We start from the raw sequence: 20491 nt of genomic DNA on the forward strand, positions 1-20491 counted from the left end.
GTTAACCTTTTAAATTTTTTTCCGTTTTTGATAAAAAATTCTCCAAGGCTTCATTGATATCAAAATTCATGCGGTCAGCCAAAATTATCAACCACCATATACACTCGCCAAGTTTATGTTCCAGTTCAGATTTGGAATCTCCATTTGTTGGCCAACGGCCCTGCTGAGACATTGTCAGACGACCAACCAATCCAGCATCTGTCAGAAAAGCCAGCGCATCTTCTTCTACTGTCCATTCTTTTTCATGATACTGTTTTTCTAATTGATGGTAGCATTCTCTTATTTGAACGGAGCGTTTAATCACTTCATTTAAGTTCATATTGTTCATAACTGTCCTCTTCTTTCCTCATAGATTTTCAGTTTATCTGTTAGCGTAATGATAAGATCTTCATTTATATGGTCACCCCCATTACGATTGCCACATAGATGTAACCTGACTACAAATTTTAATACTCATTTGGACTTAACCACTATGCCCCTATGTTATAACCTAGCTGGTTTCTTATGATTCAGAACATACGACAGCAATGCTCTCTATCACATCTGCCATATATTGGGATACTTCGATATGCACAGGATGAACGATATAAGCCTCTAAATCTTCCATGGAATCATATTGAGCGATCTGCAAGATGTCATAGGATGACGCATCTTGGCGTATGTTTACTTTGACTGTTAGATCACGAAGAGATTCAATTTTATCCTTCATACTGAGCAATTTATCCCTGGCATTTCCAATATTTTCACTGTTCCTATCCTTTAGTTTAATTAGTATATTATTAGTGATCATTTTTTTACTCCTTTCTGATTTTTTATTTGTATTTATGTCTGCCAACTATTCCTCTTTGCTGAGGCAATCTCTTATCACCTCCTGTTTTTCTTTAGTATACACAAGTTAATAAGACAATAGTATGTCATATTAAACTAATCGTTGATAAATTTCTAAAGCTTGCCTTATCCGTATCACGAAAATCTTACACGATCTTTCAATGGCTTCGCAATGTACTGTACATTTCAGGAGGATATTTATTAAAACTGGTAATTCCAACTGTTTACAAAAATAAACAACCCTGAACTTGCTTTCTGATAACGAAGAAGCAATTCAGGGTTGGTATGCCTACTAGATCATCATTCTATTGTAAGTAGGCTTCTCTATGAAGACCTGTTTTTCCCCTTACCTACTGCTGTAATTTTATAAGCAAAGCATTCATGGACGCTGACGCGGTGTCCACTTGATTAGATTCGTAGAAAAACAAAAGGAGAAAGGTTTCCCCTTCTCCTTTTTAAAGCGAGCATCCTTACAGCCATCTTTCACTTAACAGAGTGATCCATTAAGCGGAGCGGAACAAACTTTCTTTTCGGACAATCGAAATCGGTCAACTCACATTAACAAAAAAGCGACTACCGTCTGGACTGGTTAACAACTTACAAAAACCTCAGAAACCTGAATTCCCAACATTCTCGCGATACTGTAAAACCCGTAGTCGCTGTAAGGTTGCTCGCTCTACTATAGACTAACATGATGCCGGAACATTGTCAATATGATTCACATCCAAAGCCCTGCTCAAGCCCTGAAATCGGCTCCTTGAAACACAGAAAGTCCGCATCAGCGAATAGCTGGCCGATTTTTCCTCCAACTACGCCGTTAGTATTGATTACATAATAAAAAACATCACCCCGTGAACTGTTCTAGAACAACGGACAGGAAAATTCGAATGGAGATCATAGGTTCCCTGACTCCTTGATGTTTAGCCGTGGACCGGCATTTACCGGTTGCGGTCGTCGCTAAAGCGCATTTTCAGGATCGGTTAATTGACCCGGTCATGGGCCATCTCGTTTCGGAAAAGATCATCCTATGATTTCGGTTGACTTTCTGAAATCGTTGCAATGGAATCAAGCACACCACTGCGAAACTGAAGCTGCTTAGTGCCATAGATCCAAACCGAATCATGCTTTTCCCGGCGGGAGGGGTTGCCCCAGCTAAGCTGTACTTGTTCTTTGGTCATCCCTTCTTCTACATTTCCGGCTTGAATTTTCTGCCACAAAGTGTCAGATCCGCCGAGGCTAATTCTCGGATTTTCCATAAACAAGGCATTTTGCCAAGGAGGTGCCTCGGTCCAGGATTGAATGGGCATGTTGGTCCAACTGTATGCGATGGGTAAAATCGCTTTTTCCCCATTCACGTCAACAATCAGCCAAATGGGCTCCTGCGATTTATTGCCTGCGTAGACATCAAGCACGACAACCGGACCGCCAATTGGCGTGGACACTGACGCCGGCGTTCTATTCCGGCCAGGGATATACAGCCCGGTCAGTTCTCTATACTTAGGGTAAACCGTTTTTCCCAGAAATTGCTGCCGGGCATTTTTCAGGTCAGCGCTTAACACCAAGCCCTCCAACTGGCCCCGCATGGTACGCCCCACTAATTTTTCACCGGTTTCCTTTACCGTCATATAGACCATATATTCTTTTTGCCTGTTGCCGGCCGCAAACGATACGATTTCAGTAACGACAACTTGCTTGCCAACATATTCCGCATAGGGAATACGCAGGGAACGATCGCCCTCCAATCCGCGGGCTGCTTGCTCTGCGGCAAATATCTCGTAGCCGGCGGACTGCTTTTCCGCCGGCAAAGCCAGAAAAGTGAAGGCCTGCCCTGTCCATTGTTCGACTCTCACATCAGCCGGCGGCGCCGCCTTGACTGCATTTGCCGCCACCGCCCCGGCACTGCCCAAGCCAACTAATAAACTCAACACCAGCAACATCCGTAAACTTAGCATTTTCATACTTATTTCCTCCTCATATTATTTCCTTAGTTCAAGTCATTATCCTTAAAATAGCGAATGCCCCTGACCGTTATGCTGGCTTCGAGACCTTTGTCGGTCAATTGATACATCCAGACGTCCGGAGCCACGGAAACAGCCCCCTGCAAGGAATCGCCGCTCACACTGTCCGTGGCGGCAACCGTCGCCTGACCGCCAAATTCCCAGCCGCTATCGGCAAAATCGGCAAAGGCTTTTTCGGTGCCAAAGACAAAAAGCACTTTGTATTTTTTGATCCCCAGCCCAAAGCCGACTTGTACATCGCTTGTTTTCATGAAGATCTCTTGCCCGGTGCGGTTGTTGACCGACATGCCCTTACCGCCCCCGCCGCCTAAAAAGACCACTTTAACGTCGGTGATGGCGAACGCGGCATACCCGGCTGCGTTCGCGACAGCGTCTCTGGCCTTGGGCTGAACGCTGTAAACTTCGTTGAGCGTTTCCTGCGTTGCCTCCCGGATGGCCTGGCGCTTTTCTTCAACGGTGGCCGCGCTTACCACGGCGCCCGTCATCCCCAGCAATACAATCAGCAGGGTGAATATTTTTGTCAATATGTTAAAACGCATGTTGTCATCTCTTTCTGTTGCCCGGATCCATTTTTCATAAATGGTCCTACAAGGTTCGCCGTCCTGTAATAAAATTAACCAAAAATACGATGACGGCAATTACGAGCAGAATGTGGATCAGGCCGCCCATAGTATAGGATGTAACGATCCCTAACAGCCACATTACGATCAAAATAATGCAGATTGTTTGCAGCATAGTCTCTCTCCTCCCTGTAGTTTATCTTAAGGTCTGCGGACAAACGTCAGGCAGGCCCGACTCCCCGTTAAAACTTAAAGGTCAGGCCAATGCCGGTACGGTTGTGATCGCTGCCGCCATCCGGCCTGAAGGTAAGGTAGTTGACGTTGATATCCAAATTGTCGACCAGGTTGTAGTTGACCCCAACTTGCATTTCTGTAAAGTCGCTGCCGGCAATCAGTGACACGTAGCCATCCAGAGCAGGGGCCAATGCCATGTTCGCCGCTGCGCCGACGTAAGGATTGGAACCATGGTAATCCCGGTTGCCAAGAATGGCTCTAAAGCCCCTGAAATCATATTGTCCGTAAAAGTCGTGCTCCTGCAATCCTAATGTAAGATTATTGGTGAGTTTGTGCTCCACATAGAAATCGTCATCCACAAAACCGATGGCTGTCCGGCCTCTATCCAGGTTATTGATCGGAGCGGCAAACCCAGTGCCGATACCGGTTACGAAAAGAAGCAATAAAGCGAATATCATTTTTTTCAACAGAAAAACCCCCTATTATTTTAACTTTGGCCTACCACGATGCCAGAACCATTACCATCCAATTGCACTTCTGACCTACTGCCTGTTTTCATATAAGCTTCTACCGGCCAGCCTTCCTGCGCCAGTTCATCCAGCGCAAATCGCCAATGCGGTCGCTGTAAGCAGCCATGCAGGCAATCGCCGCCAGATAGAGCTTGTACGCTTCCTCATACTCGGCCAACGCTCCGGCCTGAACGGTAACGGGCAACAGCAAGCAACCCACAATAATCACTTTGCTGATGAAGGTTGCTATGGTGACCTTCCAGCGGGCTTTTCTACTAACCGTTTTCATTCTTTTTCCTAATCGAAAATTATAGGATACCAAAATATTTCATAATGGCAACCGCGAGAATAACGGCCACAATCGTGTATACCATGTAACCATCCCTCCTCTACCGCTTGGTCAGACTCTTGTTCTCATCCGATTTTTGTGAATACAGACTTTAAAATTTCGCCAATCACCTTCACATAGATGATGAAGGTTTCCACTCCGTCATGCAAGCCGTCTGCCGTATCTGCCAAATCCGCCTTTAATGACCGAACTGCGTGACTTGTTTGGCCAATCGTTTCCGTCATGCTGACGCAGAGCAAATTGAGGTTCATCAATGCGGCCGGGAGCAAGGAAAGCGTCTCACGGATGTCCTTGTCGTGAGCGGCTAAAACTTGCCGGGCCTGGTTGAACAAGAGAATTGCCTGACGGAGAATGGCGATCAAATACGCACTGACAATGACCATCATCGAAATAAGGACGAACAAGCCAAAGTCATACAATGTAATATACATGGGTTCCCTTGCTTTCAACAGAATGACTTAGCGAACAGCCGCGCACTCCGGCCCAGCCGTTCGTTGTTTTTCATCAAGAAGTTTTACTTCTTTATGGTTAGCTCTTCGGTGACTTTTGTCTTTGTTTCATGCAGCTTTTCTTTGGCTTCTTCCGCCTTTTCTTTGGCGCTTGTCAAGACGTCCTTAGCCTTGCGGGGAAATTCCTTAGCAGCATTGGCAATATCCTTGCGCGTTTCCCTGCCGGACTTAGGGGTCAAAAGGACACCGGCAACTGCCCCGACTGTCAAGCCTACAGCCGCCCCGATGACGGTACCATTTATTTTTTTTTCCTGCCTTTTGCAAACGGATTTCTTTCCTTTTTCAATTAGCTCTCTAATAGACATGTTTTTTACCTCCGATATTTTATGATGACACCATTGCGCTGATTAAAAGACGCTTTCATTGGCGATCTGCAGTTCTTTATGTTTTTGGGCAAATGCATTTCTCAGTTTTTCAAGGCTTCTTACCCGGCCGAGATATTCCGCTCTCATTGCAGCCTGCACCGAGGCAGCTTTTCCCAGCATCTTCGCCAGTTGAGCATTACTTCGCATTAAATGACCTTCGGTTCTATTCAGCGCTCTGTCCAGATCCAACTCATGCACTTCGCGTGCACCTCCTGCTTCATTCCAGTTGTCACTTGCTAACCCCGCCTGTATGCGGCTAAAGCGCATCCGGCCGCCGAGCCTACCCCCGCGTTTCCAGCAATTGCTCCGCTGCCAATTTCTCTTCAAACCGGGTATCCCGATCTAAGATTTCCGTTTTTATTAACGCCTGCTCCAACTCATGGATCCGGTTTTCCGCCTGCCGCAGCGATAGGCGCAAGCGAAGCTGGACCATCCCTTGACTAAGTAATGCAATAAGAATGCCTGCCCCTGTCGAGCCTAGGACTACGATGGCAAACGAAGTAGTGCCGCTCCAAGCCAAAAAATGGATCGTCACCGGTATGGCGTTCTGTAACGCAAAGAAGGTAATCAACACGGCAAAAACCATGGCAAAAATTAAATAGATCAAACAGGGTTCCCTCCTTTAACATCAGTTTGACCTCGGGAAGCATGTGATAGGAAGTAGGGTGGCGAAGCGTTACGCTAAAAAACTCACCGGCCTGCACGATGGACTAAGTCATAAACAGACGATTTTTTCCCTCTGACTCCTTGCTCCTTAGTTGAACGCCGGGAACTACTTTTTGTGGTTGCTGATAAAACTCTTATATTCCTCTTCGGCCTTGTCCTTGGTGTACCCATATTTCGTTTGCAGAAGCCCCATCAGTTTCTCTGATTTTCCCTCTACAGTGGTAAGATCGTCGTCGGTGAGTTTGCCCCACTTTTCTTTGACACCGCCTTTCAGCTCATGCCATTTCCCTTTCAGTATATCTTCGTTCATATTTTCCTCCTAATTGACTTCATTTTGGGCTTACTGCCACCCTACCCGTCCTTAATAGTACGCAATAAGCGTGCCAACACCGCCCCTTACCCCCGCCCCCTTTACGCCGCCTGCAATGACGGGAAAAATGCTTCCAGCGGTCTGTATAGCCGGTGGTCCTTTCCGCACAACAGATTCGTTCACGCTGACCTGAACGGATCATTCCCGGCGGTCTTTTGCTGCCTATCCCCTTGCCTGCCGTACCGCGCAGGTTCAGCGCATGCTATAGTCTCCCGCAAAATATTGCCTGGGGCTGCGGGCGCGGCAGGATGACCAATGCAAAAAGCATGGCTCCTTTTTTGCGGGTGTTCGTATTGCTTGCGAACAAACAATACCCCCAAAGAGCCATGCTTTTGCCTGTTTTTATTTATTTGCACGAGATTGCCCGCCAATGCTAAGCCATTTCGTTGTTCTTGACTGGAATGCATTCCGGCCAAGAACCGGCCCAGACCAGCAATTTACGCCTTGGGCACCGCAGTGTTCACAACGTCCGTTGGCAACTGGCGCGGTTTTTTGGTTGCCTTTTTTCGTTCCAACCGGCAGTAAAGGGAACGCCGGGAGATCCCTAAATATTTGGCGGCCTCCGTTTTATTCTCATGGCACAGTGCTAAAGACTGATGGACAAGACTGTCGATAAATTCTTCCAAATCGAGCCCTGTTGCGGGTAAAAGAAAGCGATGAGGGTCAAGCGTCCGGGCGTTCAATGGTACGTCCAAAGGGGTGGAGGCCACTTTCTGCAGGGTATTCAAATTCAGATGCAGGGATTTGAGCTCCACATCGTCATACATCAGCACGGCCAATTCCATCGTATTCCTGAGTTCACGCACATTCCCCGGCCAGTCGTAAGCCAGCAGCAGATCAGCCGCACTTGGGCCGATCCGGCGAAAACGCTTCCCTTTTTGTTCGGCAAACTGCTTGAGAAACATTTCAGCAAGCGGAATAATATCATCCGTACGCTCGCGCAGGGGGGGGAATGACGATATGACCGACTTTCAGCCGGAAAAACAAATCCCGGCGAAAAGTTCCCTGTGCCACCCGCTGCTCTAAATCCGCATTGGTGGCACAGATAATCCGCACATCCGTCTTTATTTTTTTCAAACCGCCAACGCGGTAAAATTCCTTTTCCTGTATAACTCTCAGCAGCTTCCCCTGCAGCTCCAAAGGGATCTCGCCCACTTCGTCCAGCAGCAATGTACCGCCTTGCGCCACATCCAGTTTCCCTTTCTGCCCTTTCGTCAGGCCGCCGGTAAAAGAACCGGGCTCATAACCAAACAGCTCGCTTTCAAATAAACCGGCGGTCAGGGCCGCGCAATTCAGGTCAATGAAGGGCTCCTGGGTAATCCTATTGCCATAATGAATGATTCTAGAGATGATTTCCTTGCCGGTACCTGTCTCTCCCTGGATCAGCACCGGTATGGACCGGCCTTCATGAAATATTGCGGCCAATCGCAATAACTGGTTCATTTGGTCGGAGAAAAAACCGACATGATCGATTCCGGCGATTTGTGAGAGTACCTGTTTCAGCCGGGATACCTCACGCCGCGTCTCTGCGGTTGCCGCTTGCACTTCTTCGCCAAAACGGTCGGTCAGCACTTTGTTCTCACGGAGCAATGCGCGGTGTTCGACAATCCGCTCCGTAACCGCCGCCAGTTCAATCACGTTCACCGGCTTTAGCAGATAATCATAGGCCCCTTCCAGTAAGATATCGACAGCGGCTCCCCGATCATCATAATTGGTAAACAAAACGACATCTGCTTTTTCTCCGGGCAGGGCCGTTATGCGATGCAGCAAATCTTGCCCTGGCATCGCCGGCATTTTGATATCCGTCAGCACCATCGAAAAAGCACCCGCAGTATAGGTGGCGTACGCTGCTTCGACGTCGCTTCGTTCCGTGACATGATGCCCCATTTCCCGCAAAAATCCGGCAACTCCCGCTCTGCTGTCCGTATCATAATCAACAAGTAAAATATTCAACCGAACTCCCTTCTCCTGCCCCCGCCCTTATTACGGCGATTTCAAACAGGAATGCCGCCGCTGCTGACTGCCTTCATCCGCTACGCGCTACGACGGTCGAAACCAAACCTTCTATGAAGAGATTCGGCAAACTAATGCATTATCCTCTAACGATACCAGTTTATTTTAACATTATGTAAACAACCATATCCGCCTTGCATCAATACGTGAACCGATACGCTCATGCTTTCTCACCCCTATTCCTTCTGTAATAGACAAGCCAACCCCTTCCTACTCCGCCTCTTTGAACTATTTAACGGAAAATGTAGGATAATTCCCTGAAAATGTTGAATATAATAAAGTTGTAAAAAAAAATACTGGCGAATCATTTGCCAGGGGGTGGCCATCAAATGGACAAACAAAGCCGAAATGTAAAAACTGCCGAGCAGAAAGGAAGAAAACGGATCGAAAATACAAAAGGAACACAGACTGCCGATTATTTTGCAGAGGATATTGCTGCTGGTAAAATACCGGAGGGTGCTGAGTGTCCGGCCGGTTATCAGGATTTATTTGACAACCTGCCCAATGGGTGTGCCTATTACCGGGTCCTATTTGACGCAGCAGGAAACTCTGTTGATGACCTGATCTATACGAAAGTCAATTCGGCCTATGCTGCCAATATAGGGCGTCCACGGAGCGAACTGATCGGCAAGCGGGTGACAGAGGTTTTTCCGCACCTGACTGAAACAAGCCGCCAGTGGCTGCAAACGTATATAAAAGTGGCCTTGTCCGGGGAGCCGGTGGCCTTTACTCAATATTCCGATCAGCAAGACAAGTGGTATGCCATTGCTGCATACAGCCCGCAGCGTGGTCATGTGGTTGAGATATCGGAAGATATTACCGAGAGAAAACAAGCCGAGGCCAACGCAGAGCAGTATATGGCTGAACTGGCAAAGAAAAACAGGGAGCTCACGGCCACCCAGTCCCGTTACCGGGGCCTGTTGGACCATATGCAGGAAATATTCGAATACCATCGGGTAATCGCCGATGATCATGGCCAGCCGGTTGATCTCGAATTTGCCGAAGTCAATCCCGCTTTCGAAATGCGGACAGGCCTCAAGGTTGCGGAGGTTGTGGGGAAACGCCTGCCTGTGGTCAACCATGGCATTGACAAAGCCACTTGGATTAAAATATTAGGCGACGTAGAGCTCACGGGGCAGCCGATCATGCTGGAGCAATACTCAAAAAATACCGATTCCTGGTACAGAGTGTCTGCCTATAGCCCGGAGAAAGGGCATGTTGCCAGCATTCTGGAGGATATTACCGAACAAAAAAAAGCGGAAATTCAAAAAAGCGCGAACCAAAAGCAAGTCGCGTTGATCGAAAGAGTGGCATGGTTAGGCGCCTTGGCCTCAGGGGTGGCTCACGAGATTAATCAGCCGCTGCAAGCACTGAAGATCATGGCCGATGGGATGATCTATTGGCATGATAAAGGGAAAGAAACGAGTATTGAAAAGGTCATTGAGAACTGCCGGGGTATTTCGGTGCAGGCCGGCTATATCACGGCTATTCTCGAATGGATGCAGGATTCCGTAAACAGGGCTTGGTCTCACACCCCGGAAGCAGTCGATTTAAACAAAATGATTAAGCAAGCAATCAGTATGGTTCAAGAAAGATTAAGGGCCCACAGTATTCAGCTACGGGAAAACAACACGTGTACGGTTTCCCCTACCGTATGGGGAGATGTCAGGCGGTTAGAAGAAATCGTCATCATTATTTTGGTCAATGCCATCGAGTCTTTTGAGGGTGTGGACCAGGCCAAAAAAGAGATTGTGATTACGACCTCATGTACCGAGGAAAAAGCGGTCATCGAGATTAGCAATAATGGACCGCCTATTCCTGAAGAGATTATCGGAAAAATATTTAAACCGTTTTTTTCCTCCGCAAAGTCCGGCAGCAAACTGGGCATGGGGCTGTCCATTGTAAAATCTATTGTCAATATCCATAACGGAACGATTCAGGTTGCCAGCTTGAACCAGCAAGTGACGTTTCGAATTGAATTTCCGCAATATGGGCCATGAGGACAGCGGTGCGTGACCCCATATTGAACATTACTCCCTTTTTATTCGATTTGTGCAACCAGCTTGGCTGCTTCTGCGACAACTAATCTTACCAAACCAAAAAGCGGCACGGCAATAAACATGCCTATGGTTCCCCAGAAATAATTGCCTATCAAGATGACAATTATGATAACTGCTGGATGCAGGCCAGCGGATTTCCCTTGTAAGCGCGGCATTATGAAATTGCCTTCTGTTTGTTGAATGATCAAAACCGCAGCCAATGTGATAATTGCTTGACTAAACCCGCTGGTTAATAAGGCAATCATGGTTGCAAGGATACCAGCTAAAATCGAGCCAAAATAAGGAATGAAATTGAGGACTCCTGCAAGCACGCCCAACAGAACAGAAAACTTGACGCCGATCAACATAAAAACGATGGTGGATAAAACCCCGACGATCAAAGCGATCAAAGCTTGCATTTTTATATAGCTCCAAATAACGAGATCTGTGCCTTCCATCAGATTGATTGTCGTTTGACGCAAACTTTTGGGCATATGGTCCACAATATACTGTGCCATTTCTTTGCCAGAAGCTAAGAAGTAAACGATCATGCTTAAAGCAAGGATCAGATCCACACCATTTAGAATAGATCCTAAGCCCGAAATGATGACAGATTCCAAGAAGTTCCCCAGCCAACTAATTAATTCAGCAACATATTGTTTCAACTCTCCCAGCATGGTTGGGGAGAATCCAACTTTCTCCAGATAAATAAATCCAGCCGCGATAACCTGATTAAAATTTTCACTAATGGACTGATACTCGTTGATAAGTTCAGTAGCCTGACTCACTATCAGCGATAAAATAACATTACTTATAGCAACTAAGACAACAATGATCACCGTGGAGATAATGCTAATCGCAAGCCACTTTTTTATCTTTAGTTTTTTTTCGGTGTATTCCACCAAGGGATTCAGCAGGCAGGCTGCCACAAGGGCAATCAAGACCGGTTGCAAAGCTGGCGCAGCTTGAAATACAACCCAACCGATGGCGGCTCCCAGTATGGTGATTGCCCATAATTTTGTATTAGACATATTTAACATAAAAACCCCTCATTTATAACTTCTTAATTATCATGCCAAGTTTAAGTTATTTACTTCCCAATATTTAACCTTACTTCCCTCCTTCATGTTGTTCCTTTTTCCCAGCCATTCTTAAATGATAGAACATCTGGCGCCTGCATCAATACGATAGTTTTTAGGTATTGGACTAAAATCATTCGACTATAACAACTATAACCCCTAAGTTTATTTTATGTCAACAAAGGGGCTATTGATGTTTAATGCAATGACCGTAACCGCGCAACCGAAGCATTTCTACATGAACTTTTTGGCAAAACCACCCCAAACCGGCATTTTCTTTATCCTCAAAATGTAAAAATCCCGCATAAAACACAAGAAAATAATGTATATTTCTAACCTATGTAATGCCACAAATGCCGATTTACGGGCTTTTTCGTACTTTTGATATTTTATCCACCAAGACAACAGCACGTCGTGATACGCCTGGTCTATGTAATACCCACATTTCTTGTCTCAATATACAAAAGAAGCAAAGGACCTTTCTTCTTGATGGCTTTAAGAAGGTATTTTGCAAGATATCCAATATTGTCTAATTATAATATACAATTGTTTATTCAAGGAAAACTATTATTGACATAAACTACTATATATCGTATAATGACTTATAAGGTATTTGAAGTTTCCGACGATTACTACAATGCAATATTGTGTTTTAGCCGCCAGGGGATATTTAAAACTGGGTGTGATATTATCATACTCGCCGGCCTGCGCCGAATATCCAGCATGGGGGCTTTTTCTTATGCATAAATGCAAGCATAAGCACATGTGCTAATCAATAAAGCTGCTCTTATCCGGGCGATTGGTTTCACATTTTTATAGCAATAAATAAAAATTTGGGGGAAAACAAATGAAAATGTTCAGCTTGCGTATTTTCTTGGTTTTGAGTTTACTGGCAGGGTTGGGGACAGTTGGTTCTGTTGGGGCGGCCAAGGCACCCAGTGCAAACCCGGCAGCTAATGTAATGGTCGAACAATGGGTAGGCCATAACTTCACTTTTCTTGCTTTACCTGTCGATAAGCAAGCGGCAGGCTACGAGATTTTTATAGGCGAAGAAGCAGTTCATGGTTTCCAGGGGGACCGTTCGGTTCGAATTCCCTACGCTGAATATGTTGGCAAACAAATTACAGTTACCGGAATAGTACCTTTTCCCGCTGGCTATAATCAAAAGGAATATATTGTTACTATGACGGTAGATGATACCGGCGAGAAGCTGGCTGCCCGTACCATGCGCGGGCAATTAGAAGGCCTGGTGTTAACCTCTGATTTGACTAATGCCCGGCAACAATTCTTAGGAACTACGGTTTACCCTAAGTTTAGAGATTTGTCAGGACTATATTGGACTAACACGACAATGCCAAGGTCAGTCTCCCTGCCAATTGGCAGCCCGGTTACCGTCGTCGATGTGTATGCAGGCAATCAATCGCAAAAACCGATTTGGCTGATTGTTTCAGTAAACGGGGAAAAAGCGATTCTCCCCATTGCTTACAGTTGGACCAATACTCCAGTTGAAGCGTGGACTGAGGCTCCCCCGTGGCAAGCTGATCTGTTTGCGGCAGACCCCAAAATCAGTCTGGGCGGATCTTATGCTTTGTGGGCGCAAATTGAAAATGGGGATATAGAAGAAGGCATGACTAAAGAGCAGGTACATCTTAGTTGGGGTAAGCCTATGCGTACTGAAAAAAACGATTCGGTTTGGCTATATGGCACTAAGAGACTTACATTCCATGGCGTTGTGCTGGCTTCCATTGAAACTCTTTCGGAAACAAATGAGACGTCAATCGATACAGTTTCTGTTAAGTGATTTTGAGGGTGGTTAATTTAAAACTGAGACGGAGGATTACGTATGCTTTGGTTTCTGATAATTGGTATTATTGCGGGTTGGTTGGCTGGTCAGGTTATAAAGGGCGGAGGCTTTGGCCTTGTCGGTGATTTAGTCATCGGTGTAGTAGGCTCTTTTATCGGCGGATATTTGTTTAGCCTTTTAGGGATCAGTACCTATGGCACAATCGGTGAAATCATCATGGCAACTTTCGGAGCGATTATACTGTTATGGGTTATACGAATTTTTTAAGTAACTTTTTATGCTGGCCAGACAAGAGGATAGTCATTAAGGTGCAGCGGCAGATCAAGAAATACCAATCTGAGGTAGTGATGCCTCGTTGGCAAAAGTAATTCAATAAATATTAGGAACGTGAAGAAAAATGAGACGTATGATTGCAATGTTATTCTCAACTGTCTTAATGCTAGTTTTTGCAGCCGGATGTGGAAATATCACAGGTGGTGAATTTACCGGTAAATGGGTAAATTCTGAAAGGTCTGCAGAAACAGTTGAAATTAAGCGAAATGGAGAAAGTTTTATTGTAACGCAGAGTACCCCTACTACTATCGCTAAAATCGTTAACAATGATGAAAAGAGAACAAGAGAATATACAGCTGTTTTAAAAGATGGCGTTCTCACTGTAAACACAGGGTCCGAAGCGAAAACCATATCTTATGTAAAAGATGGCGATTATCTGCTATTTGAAGAACATAAATTTATAAGACAAAAATAACTTTATTATAGCATTGGATGTTATTGATAGCAGAAGTTTGATCCCGGCCCAAAAAGAAACAGATTGAATAGTCCTAGCCGGAGGAAGATAAAGAATACCAGCAACACGAGATTGATGAAACTGTTAAACACATTGTTTGTAAAGCTTAGAGCCTTAAGGCTCTTTTCTTTTATCTATATTTCATTATAAAGGATTTGAGTTTCGCAGGGATTCAATACGATCTACCTTGATTATACCAAAAGGGCAACAGCCGAAGAACGTGCTGAGGGAAGAAAAAAATTAGCTGTGGAGGTGATTGGGAGCAACGGTGATTCTCCTATTCAATTGCAGACCTGCTTTCAGGGGTATACGCTAACTTCGTTGTCTGTCGTTGCCGTTACGAGCGCGCCGTCTCTCCCGGTAGTGTATGAGCCAGTCTGCCGCCACCCGGTTTTCCCTCTTAATCTGCTCCTTTACGTCCACTGCTGGCATCATATCCCCACCCTCAAAATAATATAAACGCAGATTAGGGCAGACTAGCTGCCCTTTTTGATATAAACTTATTACTATAGGCATCCTATATTTAATTAAAACAGAAAGGAGAATTATATGGAAAACATAATTTCCACAATCCACCATACCCCTTGGTTGCTTACTTTAATTGTCATATGGAGTATAGCATGGAAAGCTGTCGCCACTTGGCATGCTGCCCGGAATAGTCAATTAGGATGGTTTATCGCACTATTCATTATTAACACCCTCGGCGTGTTAGAAATCATCTATCTTGCCTTCTTCTCAAAAAGAAAATCATAACAAGGGTTCATACGGCATACATAAAATTTCCGTCCCACTCCCATATTCACTGCATGCCCTTGGCCTTTACACAGTCACACATTATCAGCATCCTCACCTAATCTTTCAGATTTTTACCTGATGTATATAAGCTGAGCTAGGAAATACTAACATCGGAGGTGATTTCCTTGAAAAATTCTACTGATCATAACAAAAAGTTTGATCGTAAGACTCATGTCATTTCAAACTTGAATGGCAAAGACACACCCCCTGATATTAAGAAAAATGTCTATGCGGATCAAAAAGAAGGCAACAGATAGCGACCACACTTTATCGCTAGAGCCGCCAGAGTAACTGTTTTTACAGTTCTCTGGCTTCTTTTATTGCTAAGTCCAGCCGCTTCGATGTTATAACGAACAAGATGGCTTCCACCTGCACATATGGCAAGTCGTTAAAAGACTTAACCATTTTCATGGCCGGATCACGCTAGACCTCATTGTTCATGTATTTACCGGACCACTCATCTACGACCATTAATTTGCTTTCCGCGGGCATTTCATCCCCCCCCCCCCCACACAAAAAATCATGCATAACATAAACCACTATCACATATAAATAGACTGGGATAATTTACGCTTAATACTCTTAAACAAAGATGCTATAGTAACGCAACTTGGTTAAGTCCCAACTCACTCAAAAACTGACTTGGCGGCATGCTTGTGATCGCCTTGGACAGCCCTGACAAATGCCCTCTTATTTTACCCCGTCCCCGGCAGCGTGGATTCGTGCTTATTCAAATCCCCATTGTTTGTAAACAATGATAAGTCTAAAAAAATATACTCCTTATGCTCCCAACCTTCCTTAGAGCAGAGATTGAGAATACCTAATATGCCCTCCTATCTGTTGTCTCTTGACAATAAATTCATATCCTGTATATAGATAACAGTCAACCTTTTATTATTGTTATTAACAATATTTTTTATTGCCTTGCTATTGTCTACAGGCAATGTAATAAAGTACAATATAATTACGGAATATAACTGCTGAACAACTTCAAGAAGCAGCTGGATATCTGGATTTTACTGAGCCTCAAGAAGATAAAAAACCAAAAGACCTCGAAAAGTTTTTGGACAATCATGAAATCAGGTTTGATGGCATACCACTTACTGAAGATGACAAAGCCAACATCCGCAAATCACTGGAAACCATCTTCTGGGACGCCAGAGAGAAAAATAAAAAGGCTCGGGCAGAAGCCAAAGCCAGAAAGGAGAAAAGTCATGACTAATGAAGAATTTCAACGACTAGTCCTTGAGAAACTTGGGAAGTTAGAACAAGGCCAACAACATCTGTTTGAACACTTAAACAGCGTTGAGTCAAAAATTAATACCGGATTCAAAAACACACGCGAGGCAAATGATGCTTTACTTGGCTTAGTCGAGAAAACCTATCGAGAAGCAGAATTTATTCCACGAGTTGAAGCTAAAATAGATCTTCTAGCTAAACGACTTTTTGAAAACGAAGCAGAAATCGCACTACTCAAACGCGCTAAGTAATAACCGTATTACTCAAGCGCGTTTTTATTTGTCAATCTATGTCGAACATTTGTTCCGAAGAGGTTGAATTATGACTCCCGAAATAAAACTGGCTCCTATCGGGAGCGACCGCAAAAACGACTACATACGTCATAAAGAAAAGCAAAAAATCCACTGTTATTCCGATGATTATGGATACAGCGGATTTTATTTATTTCCCTTCCTGCCAGCCCATATAGGGCGACTCTTAGTTTGATTCTAAAAAAGCGCCATTGAAAGTTTATGTGGCTCTTATCCTACTATTCGTCTTGCCTCTCGTATTCTTTGTCTAATGGTTTCATAGCAGGGGCGAGCTTGAAATTTTCCTGTTTAAATAAATCTTTGGCATGTTTGTAATTTTGCTCAATCTTGAGGATTCCGAGCAATACGAATCGCGCCAAAAAAGCTATTCCCATAACCAAGACAAAGCTATAAATAAGATTCCACTTGTATAGCGTTAAGAAATGGAATATTGTTAATAGCGGGAAGAACACAAAAGAGATAATCCCCACGGTTATGGTAGTCCAAATAAGGAATTTCTTCCACGAATGGCAATATTGATGAACCGCCATTAAAGCCAACGGTGTCAGAGTGAAATCATGCAGAAACGGGGTGGGAATAAATGGAGTTTCGCGAATATTGTAACTCCAAAGGCCAATGTTGCTTGCGATAATATCCATCACGATTCTACCAACAGCTACGAATGACCCAAACAATAGTATTTGGGATAATCGCTGTTTATCTACTATTACCCACCAGATGGCATAAGAAATGGCAACGAGGACGACCAAGCTCCACCACTGAACAGTAAAGAGTATTTGTGTTTTCCATTGGGTGTATGTTAAATTCCACAATTCAAGTCTAAGCTGATGTATCATCTCAGCAGTAATCATATAGAGCCCTCCTTGGGTTGTAATGCGCTCTTTAGTATCTCCCATGTGAAGTGTTTTATATGCGAAAGTATACTTGCCCCGTCCCCCCTTTGATGGACAGTAGAAACGCGTAGTATACTGGAATCAGAGAGGGGAATGAAAATGGTGAAACAGTTTAGCGCCGAGTTTAAACTGCAAGCGGTGAAAAGAGTAGAAGCGACCGGTGGGCCGGTATCCAAAGTGGCAGCCGAGTTAGGGATCAATGAGAATACGCTTCATGGGTGGTTGAAAAAGTATCGGGAAAAACCTAATGCCCCTTTTCCCGGCAGCGGCAAGCTCAGTCCAGACGATGAGCGGCTAAGAAAGCTAGAACGAGAAAATCGTGACCTGCGGGAGGAAAATGAGATTTTAAAAAAGGCGGCAGCGTACTTCGCGAAGAACCAGAAATAAAAGGTTCAAATTTATCAAAGCTAACCGCCAAACCTATCGGGTGGAGAAGCTGTGCAAAGTGCTGGGGGTATCCCGCAGTGGCTACTATGCATGGGAAAATCGCCCGAAAAGCCAAAGGGACTTAGAAAACGAGGCCATCTTGGCGCAGATTGAGCAACTTCATCAAACGAAACGCCATGTTTATGGTTGCCGTAAAATCTATCAAGAGTTGCGCCGTAAGGGTCTGAGAGTAAATCATAAGCGGATAGAACGCCTGATGAAGCAGGCGGGCATTCACTCTAAAACAGCCAAAATATTCAAGGCCACTACGAATTCGAAACATGCCCTTGCCGTTGCCGAAAACCTGTTAAACCGTGAGTTTACAGCCTCCAGGCCCAATCAAAAAATGGTCAGTGACATCACCTATCTATGGACGGAGGAAGGCTGGCTGTACGTGGCTGCCATCATTGACCTATGCGGGCAAAGAGTGGTCGGATTATCCATGAGTGAGCGGATGACCAAAGAACTGGTCATGCAGGCGTTAGACAGTGTCTGCAAGCGAGCTCGGCCGCCCCACGGCGTACTCATTCACTCCGATCGTGGCAGCCAGTATTGCTCTAAGGATTATCAGGATGTGCTCAAAGAGCGCGGATTTATTTGCAGCATGTCCAGGAAGGGCAACTGTTGGGACAACGCACCAATGGAGGCATTTTGGGGCAAGATGAAATATGAATGGCTGATCGGGCAACGGTTTCAGACCCGCGAACAGGCCAGGGCCGCCGTATTTGAATATGTGGAAATCTTTTATAACCGGCAACGAATTCATGCCACCAATGGATACCGAACTCCCGAAGAGTACTATTTGTTGGCTATGGCTGCTTAAATCAGCGAAATAGTAAGCTATCCTGTGAAAAACTATGTTATCCTTGTGCTTTTTCTGTCTATTGAACGGGGGACGCCGCATACTCCGCCCGTTATGCGCTTGCCTTTCCCCGCTGGGAGGATCGCAGACAAGGGGACCAAAAGAATATGAACGACCGGTGGTTGAATGAATCCATAATCAACTGCTCTGCATGGGAGGCAAAAAACAAGCACCGGGCAACCGGTGCAGGCAATTTTTATCTTGCTAGTCAACAATATCATTTATAAAAAACGCAGGGGACAGGGAATGTGTTTTAATCCCGGCGGGACGCAACGGCGCCGGGTTATTTTATAAAAAGATTGCCTGTTTTTTGGTAATCGGCACCACCCGTCCAACGGGCGGTTTGCTCGCCCCTATAAGGGGCCTGTTACCGGCCAGTGCCTAAAGACGCTGGGCTTTCACATTGTTCAAGCCTTAACGCCTTTGACTCGTTGCCCCCCTTAAAAGGGTATTTATCAACCCCCGTATTGGACTTCACCAACTAGTAAGCGCCCATGCTGGACACACCGCAAAAACAGACTCCTACCACTTTGTGGTAGGAACATTACCGCTAACGGACTTAATGGCGAACTCCATCGCCTCTTTCTGTATATGTAATTTTTAAATTATTGAGCAGTTTTCTCCCATAAATTAAACGAAATTACCAGCGTCAACTTTATCATGTCCAGGACATCGGTCCCCGCATAAACGATCCGCCCATGTAAGCTTGCGATAATTTATTAGCTCATTTTTATCTATCGCAGCAACTTTTTGCAAGCATGTTTTGCATAACTTTCTACCCGCTGCCCGGGCCAATGCTGACGACAGGCCTAGTTCCTCTAAACGAATGCTTCTCTCCGGTATTGTTATATCTTCAACCGCTACAGCCTGATCACTAACTATGATAAGCCCCGTATCTCCCTTGAACTCGGGATCACTACGCTCTGTATTGGGAACTCCTAATTTGCGGGCCAGTTTTCGATATTTTTGAACAGACGATCCACTAAGACTTCCGTCGATAATCAACTTATTCGCTCTGGGATCTTTTAACGACTGAATGATTTCGGGATAGACGGCCGCCTCCAATACTTGTTTTTTTGTTAATTTTTTTAAGACCCGTTCTTTAAACTCACCAAGATAATAGATTTTTTCATCATGCTTTAATTCCGGTGCCCTATGCATTCCCACCATTAAAGCCTGTTCCAGTTTATCCTTCTGTACCCAATTGCTAATGGATTCCGTTTGAAGAGTATTATCCATATAAACCTCCATTTCGCCGCTACCGCTGCGACTTTGAGAAGTAACGGAAAGAGATTGACAAATCATAAGCCCCATCCCATTGGCCGTTCTTTGTAAATAGTGATGCAGCAACTCGTTACCCATCATCCCATCTTGGTCCGCCGGCATCCCGAAAGGCACCATTGGCGCCATGACCACTCGGTTTTTAAAATTGACATTTTTAATCCTGATTGAATCAAATATTCTCAATGGGTTCACCCCCTACTGCTCAATAGTACGTTACCCTCCTTTTAATGTTCAGGTTCGAGTCCGTTTACGTAAATCCTCCATGTGATACAAGCTTTCCTCAAAGATATTTATTGGTATTTGATACATCTTACATAGTATTATTATTCCAAAAAACATCAGGCCCGAAAGCCTGATGTTTTCTAACTACGTCTAAGGAAACATGTACCATATTTTCCCATAGCAATAACAAGCGGGCGTCAAAAAACAAAAGACGGCAACCGGCAGTATGAAGTGCCTTTATCGCCGGAGAAAGAGTATGTTTGACTGGAGAAAACCATCACAAGTATGATAACATGGTAAATAGAGATTTATACGCATCAAACCCAATC

24 protein-coding genes and 1 pseudogene are annotated in these 20491 nt (G+C 44.9%); 8 read left to right on the forward strand and 17 right to left on the reverse strand.

Annotated elements, in window-relative coordinates; all coding sequences use genetic code 11:
- Position 1 precedes the first annotated feature (1 nt).
- The 14 genes from SPTER_RS12955 to SPTER_RS13015 all read right to left on the reverse strand — a co-directional run bounded on the left by SPTER_RS12955 (position 2) and on the right by SPTER_RS13015 (position 8361).
- Positions 2-328: a nucleoside triphosphate pyrophosphohydrolase family protein gene (locus tag SPTER_RS12955; RefSeq protein ID WP_144350772.1), complete on the reverse strand. Its 327-nt coding sequence runs from the start codon at positions 326-328 to the stop codon at positions 2-4.
- Positions 329-502: 174 nt separating this feature from the next.
- Positions 503-835 carry a Dabb family protein gene (locus SPTER_RS12960; RefSeq protein WP_246105296.1) on the reverse strand — a complete coding sequence of 111 codons (333 nt, stop codon included), beginning with the start codon at positions 833-835 and terminating at the stop codon, positions 503-505.
- A gap of 1018 nt (positions 836-1853) precedes the next feature.
- Entirely contained in the window at positions 1854-2786 is a 933-nt protein-coding gene (locus SPTER_RS12965; protein WP_144350773.1) for a hypothetical protein, read from the reverse strand.
- Positions 2787-2812: 26 nt separating this feature from the next.
- Positions 2813-3385 carry a YSC84-related protein gene (locus SPTER_RS12970; protein ID WP_144350774.1) on the reverse strand — a complete coding sequence of 191 codons (573 nt, stop codon included), beginning with the start codon at positions 3383-3385 and terminating at the stop codon, positions 2813-2815.
- A gap of 46 nt (positions 3386-3431) precedes the next feature.
- Positions 3432-3581, reverse strand: coding sequence for a lmo0937 family membrane protein (locus SPTER_RS12975; protein WP_139164435.1), 150 nt, complete (start codon positions 3579-3581; stop codon positions 3432-3434).
- Positions 3582-3648: 67 nt separating this feature from the next.
- Positions 3649-4098 carry a hypothetical protein gene (locus SPTER_RS12980; RefSeq protein WP_144352898.1) on the reverse strand — a complete coding sequence of 150 codons (450 nt, stop codon included), beginning with the start codon at positions 4096-4098 and terminating at the stop codon, positions 3649-3651.
- A gap of 109 nt (positions 4099-4207) precedes the next feature.
- Entirely contained in the window at positions 4208-4438 is a 231-nt protein-coding gene (locus tag SPTER_RS12985; protein ID WP_144350775.1) for a hypothetical protein, read from the reverse strand.
- Positions 4439-4563: 125 nt separating this feature from the next.
- Positions 4564-4947: a hypothetical protein gene (locus tag SPTER_RS12990; RefSeq protein WP_170233254.1), complete on the reverse strand. Its 384-nt coding sequence runs from the start codon at positions 4945-4947 to the stop codon at positions 4564-4566.
- A 65-nt stretch (positions 4948-5012) separates the two neighbouring features.
- The gene (locus tag SPTER_RS12995) at positions 5013-5312 is read right to left on the reverse strand and encodes a YtxH domain-containing protein (RefSeq protein ID WP_144350777.1); all 300 of its coding nucleotides are present in this window, start codon (positions 5310-5312) and stop codon (positions 5013-5015) included.
- Positions 5313-5354: 42 nt separating this feature from the next.
- Entirely contained in the window at positions 5355-5570 is a 216-nt protein-coding gene (locus SPTER_RS13000) for a hypothetical protein (RefSeq protein WP_170233255.1), read from the reverse strand.
- An 82-nt stretch (positions 5571-5652) separates the two neighbouring features.
- The gene (locus tag SPTER_RS13005; protein WP_144350779.1) at positions 5653-5979 is read right to left on the reverse strand and encodes a LapA family protein; all 327 of its coding nucleotides are present in this window, start codon (positions 5977-5979) and stop codon (positions 5653-5655) included.
- A 165-nt stretch (positions 5980-6144) separates the two neighbouring features.
- Entirely contained in the window at positions 6145-6348 is a 204-nt protein-coding gene (locus SPTER_RS13010) for a CsbD family protein (protein WP_144350780.1), read from the reverse strand.
- Between the two features lie 497 nt (positions 6349-6845).
- Complete coding sequence (locus tag SPTER_RS25375; RefSeq protein ID WP_246105297.1) at positions 6846-7313, reverse strand: AAA-type ATPase lid domain-containing protein; 468 nt, start codon at positions 7311-7313, stop codon at positions 6846-6848.
- A 19-nt stretch (positions 7314-7332) separates the two neighbouring features.
- On the reverse strand, positions 7333-8361 hold the full coding sequence (locus SPTER_RS13015; protein ID WP_246105298.1) for a sigma-54-dependent transcriptional regulator: 1029 nt from the start codon (positions 8359-8361) through the stop codon (positions 7333-7335).
- 389 nt (positions 8362-8750) lie between these two features.
- Here SPTER_RS13015 and SPTER_RS13020 point away from each other — a divergent pair, with 389 nt between their 5' ends.
- A complete protein-coding gene (locus SPTER_RS13020) occupies positions 8751-10421 on the forward strand; it encodes a PAS domain-containing sensor histidine kinase (protein WP_144350781.1) in 1671 nt (556 codons plus the stop codon).
- 41 nt (positions 10422-10462) lie between these two features.
- Here the strand turns inward: SPTER_RS13020 and SPTER_RS13025 are convergent, their stop codons facing one another.
- On the reverse strand, positions 10463-11500 hold the full coding sequence (locus SPTER_RS13025) for an AI-2E family transporter (RefSeq protein WP_144350782.1): 1038 nt from the start codon (positions 11498-11500) through the stop codon (positions 10463-10465).
- An 886-nt stretch (positions 11501-12386) separates the two neighbouring features.
- On the opposite strand from SPTER_RS13025, the gene SPTER_RS13030 reads away from it, so the two are divergent.
- The 6 genes from SPTER_RS13030 to SPTER_RS13050 all read left to right on the forward strand — a co-directional run bounded on the left by SPTER_RS13030 (position 12387) and on the right by SPTER_RS13050 (position 16415).
- The gene (locus SPTER_RS13030) at positions 12387-13340 is read left to right on the forward strand and encodes a hypothetical protein (RefSeq protein ID WP_144350783.1); all 954 of its coding nucleotides are present in this window, start codon (positions 12387-12389) and stop codon (positions 13338-13340) included.
- 42 nt (positions 13341-13382) lie between these two features.
- The gene (locus SPTER_RS13035; protein ID WP_144349161.1) at positions 13383-13610 is read left to right on the forward strand and encodes a GlsB/YeaQ/YmgE family stress response membrane protein; all 228 of its coding nucleotides are present in this window, start codon (positions 13383-13385) and stop codon (positions 13608-13610) included.
- A gap of 130 nt (positions 13611-13740) precedes the next feature.
- On the forward strand, positions 13741-14091 hold the full coding sequence (locus tag SPTER_RS13040; RefSeq protein WP_144350784.1) for a hypothetical protein: 351 nt from the start codon (positions 13741-13743) through the stop codon (positions 14089-14091).
- Positions 14092-14679: 588 nt separating this feature from the next.
- Positions 14680-14883 (forward strand): DUF5652 family protein, encoded by a 204-nt coding sequence (locus tag SPTER_RS13045; protein WP_144350785.1) that lies wholly within the window; start codon positions 14680-14682, stop codon positions 14881-14883.
- A 1105-nt stretch (positions 14884-15988) separates the two neighbouring features.
- Complete coding sequence (locus tag SPTER_RS24755; RefSeq protein WP_170233256.1) at positions 15989-16147, forward strand: hypothetical protein; 159 nt, start codon at positions 15989-15991, stop codon at positions 16145-16147.
- Positions 16140-16415: a hypothetical protein gene (locus tag SPTER_RS13050; protein ID WP_144350786.1), complete on the forward strand. Its 276-nt coding sequence runs from the start codon at positions 16140-16142 to the stop codon at positions 16413-16415. Before SPTER_RS24755 ends, SPTER_RS13050 begins: the two co-directional genes overlap by 8 nt.
- A 278-nt stretch (positions 16416-16693) precedes the next feature.
- On the opposite strand, the gene SPTER_RS13055 is transcribed toward SPTER_RS13050, so the two are convergent.
- Positions 16694-17371 (reverse strand): CBO0543 family protein, encoded by a 678-nt coding sequence (locus tag SPTER_RS13055; protein ID WP_144350787.1) that lies wholly within the window; start codon positions 17369-17371, stop codon positions 16694-16696.
- Between the two features lie 99 nt (positions 17372-17470).
- Here SPTER_RS13055 and SPTER_RS13060 point away from each other — a divergent pair.
- Positions 17471-18617 (forward strand): annotated as a pseudogene (locus SPTER_RS13060) (IS3 family transposase).
- A 669-nt stretch (positions 18618-19286) separates the two neighbouring features.
- Here SPTER_RS13060 and SPTER_RS13065 read toward each other — a convergent pair.
- Positions 19287-20123, reverse strand: a complete 837-nt coding sequence (locus SPTER_RS13065) for a YueI family protein (protein WP_170233257.1) — start codon at positions 20121-20123, stop codon at positions 19287-19289.
- Positions 20124-20491 lie beyond the last annotated feature (368 nt).

Origin of the sequence: Sporomusa termitida (assembly GCF_007641255.1) — a bacterium.
Classification (GTDB): domain Bacteria; phylum Bacillota; class Negativicutes; order Sporomusales; family Sporomusaceae; genus Sporomusa; species Sporomusa termitida.

Excerpts from the sequence above, each read along its gene's own strand:
- SPTER_RS12955 (WP_144350772.1), bottom strand. The coding sequence starts at position 328 with ATGAACAATATGAACTTAAATGAAGTGATTAAACGCTCCGTTCAAATA.
- SPTER_RS12965 (WP_144350773.1), bottom strand. The coding sequence starts at position 2,786 with ATGAAAATGCTAAGTTTACGGATGTTGCTGGTGTTGAGTTTATTAGTT.
- SPTER_RS12970 (WP_144350774.1), bottom strand. The coding sequence starts at position 3,385 with ATGCGTTTTAACATATTGACAAAAATATTCACCCTGCTGATTGTATTG.
- SPTER_RS12975 (WP_139164435.1), bottom strand. The coding sequence starts at position 3,581 with ATGCTGCAAACAATCTGCATTATTTTGATCGTAATGTGGCTGTTAGGG.
- SPTER_RS12980 (WP_144352898.1), bottom strand. The coding sequence starts at position 4,098 with ATGATATTCGCTTTATTGCTTCTTTTCGTAACCGGTATCGGCACTGGG.
- SPTER_RS12985 (WP_144350775.1), bottom strand. The coding sequence starts at position 4,438 with ATGAAAACGGTTAGTAGAAAAGCCCGCTGGAAGGTCACCATAGCAACC.
- SPTER_RS12995 (WP_144350777.1), bottom strand. The coding sequence starts at position 5,312 with ATGTCTATTAGAGAGCTAATTGAAAAAGGAAAGAAATCCGTTTGCAAA.
- SPTER_RS13010 (WP_144350780.1), bottom strand. The coding sequence starts at position 6,348 with ATGAACGAAGATATACTGAAAGGGAAATGGCATGAGCTGAAAGGCGGT.
- SPTER_RS25375 (WP_246105297.1), bottom strand. The coding sequence starts at position 7,313 with ATGTTTCTCAAGCAGTTTGCCGAACAAAAAGGGAAGCGTTTTCGCCGG.
- SPTER_RS13020 (WP_144350781.1), top strand. The coding sequence starts at position 8,751 with ATGGACAAACAAAGCCGAAATGTAAAAACTGCCGAGCAGAAAGGAAGA.
- SPTER_RS13025 (WP_144350782.1), bottom strand. The coding sequence starts at position 11,500 with ATGTTAAATATGTCTAATACAAAATTATGGGCAATCACCATACTGGGA.
- SPTER_RS13030 (WP_144350783.1), top strand. The coding sequence starts at position 12,387 with ATGAAAATGTTCAGCTTGCGTATTTTCTTGGTTTTGAGTTTACTGGCA.
- SPTER_RS13035 (WP_144349161.1), top strand. The coding sequence starts at position 13,383 with ATGCTTTGGTTTCTGATAATTGGTATTATTGCGGGTTGGTTGGCTGGT.
- SPTER_RS13040 (WP_144350784.1), top strand. The coding sequence starts at position 13,741 with ATGAGACGTATGATTGCAATGTTATTCTCAACTGTCTTAATGCTAGTT.
- SPTER_RS13045 (WP_144350785.1), top strand. The coding sequence starts at position 14,680 with ATGGAAAACATAATTTCCACAATCCACCATACCCCTTGGTTGCTTACT.
- SPTER_RS13050 (WP_144350786.1), top strand. The coding sequence starts at position 16,140 with ATGACTAATGAAGAATTTCAACGACTAGTCCTTGAGAAACTTGGGAAG.
- SPTER_RS13055 (WP_144350787.1), bottom strand. The coding sequence starts at position 17,371 with ATGGGAGATACTAAAGAGCGCATTACAACCCAAGGAGGGCTCTATATG.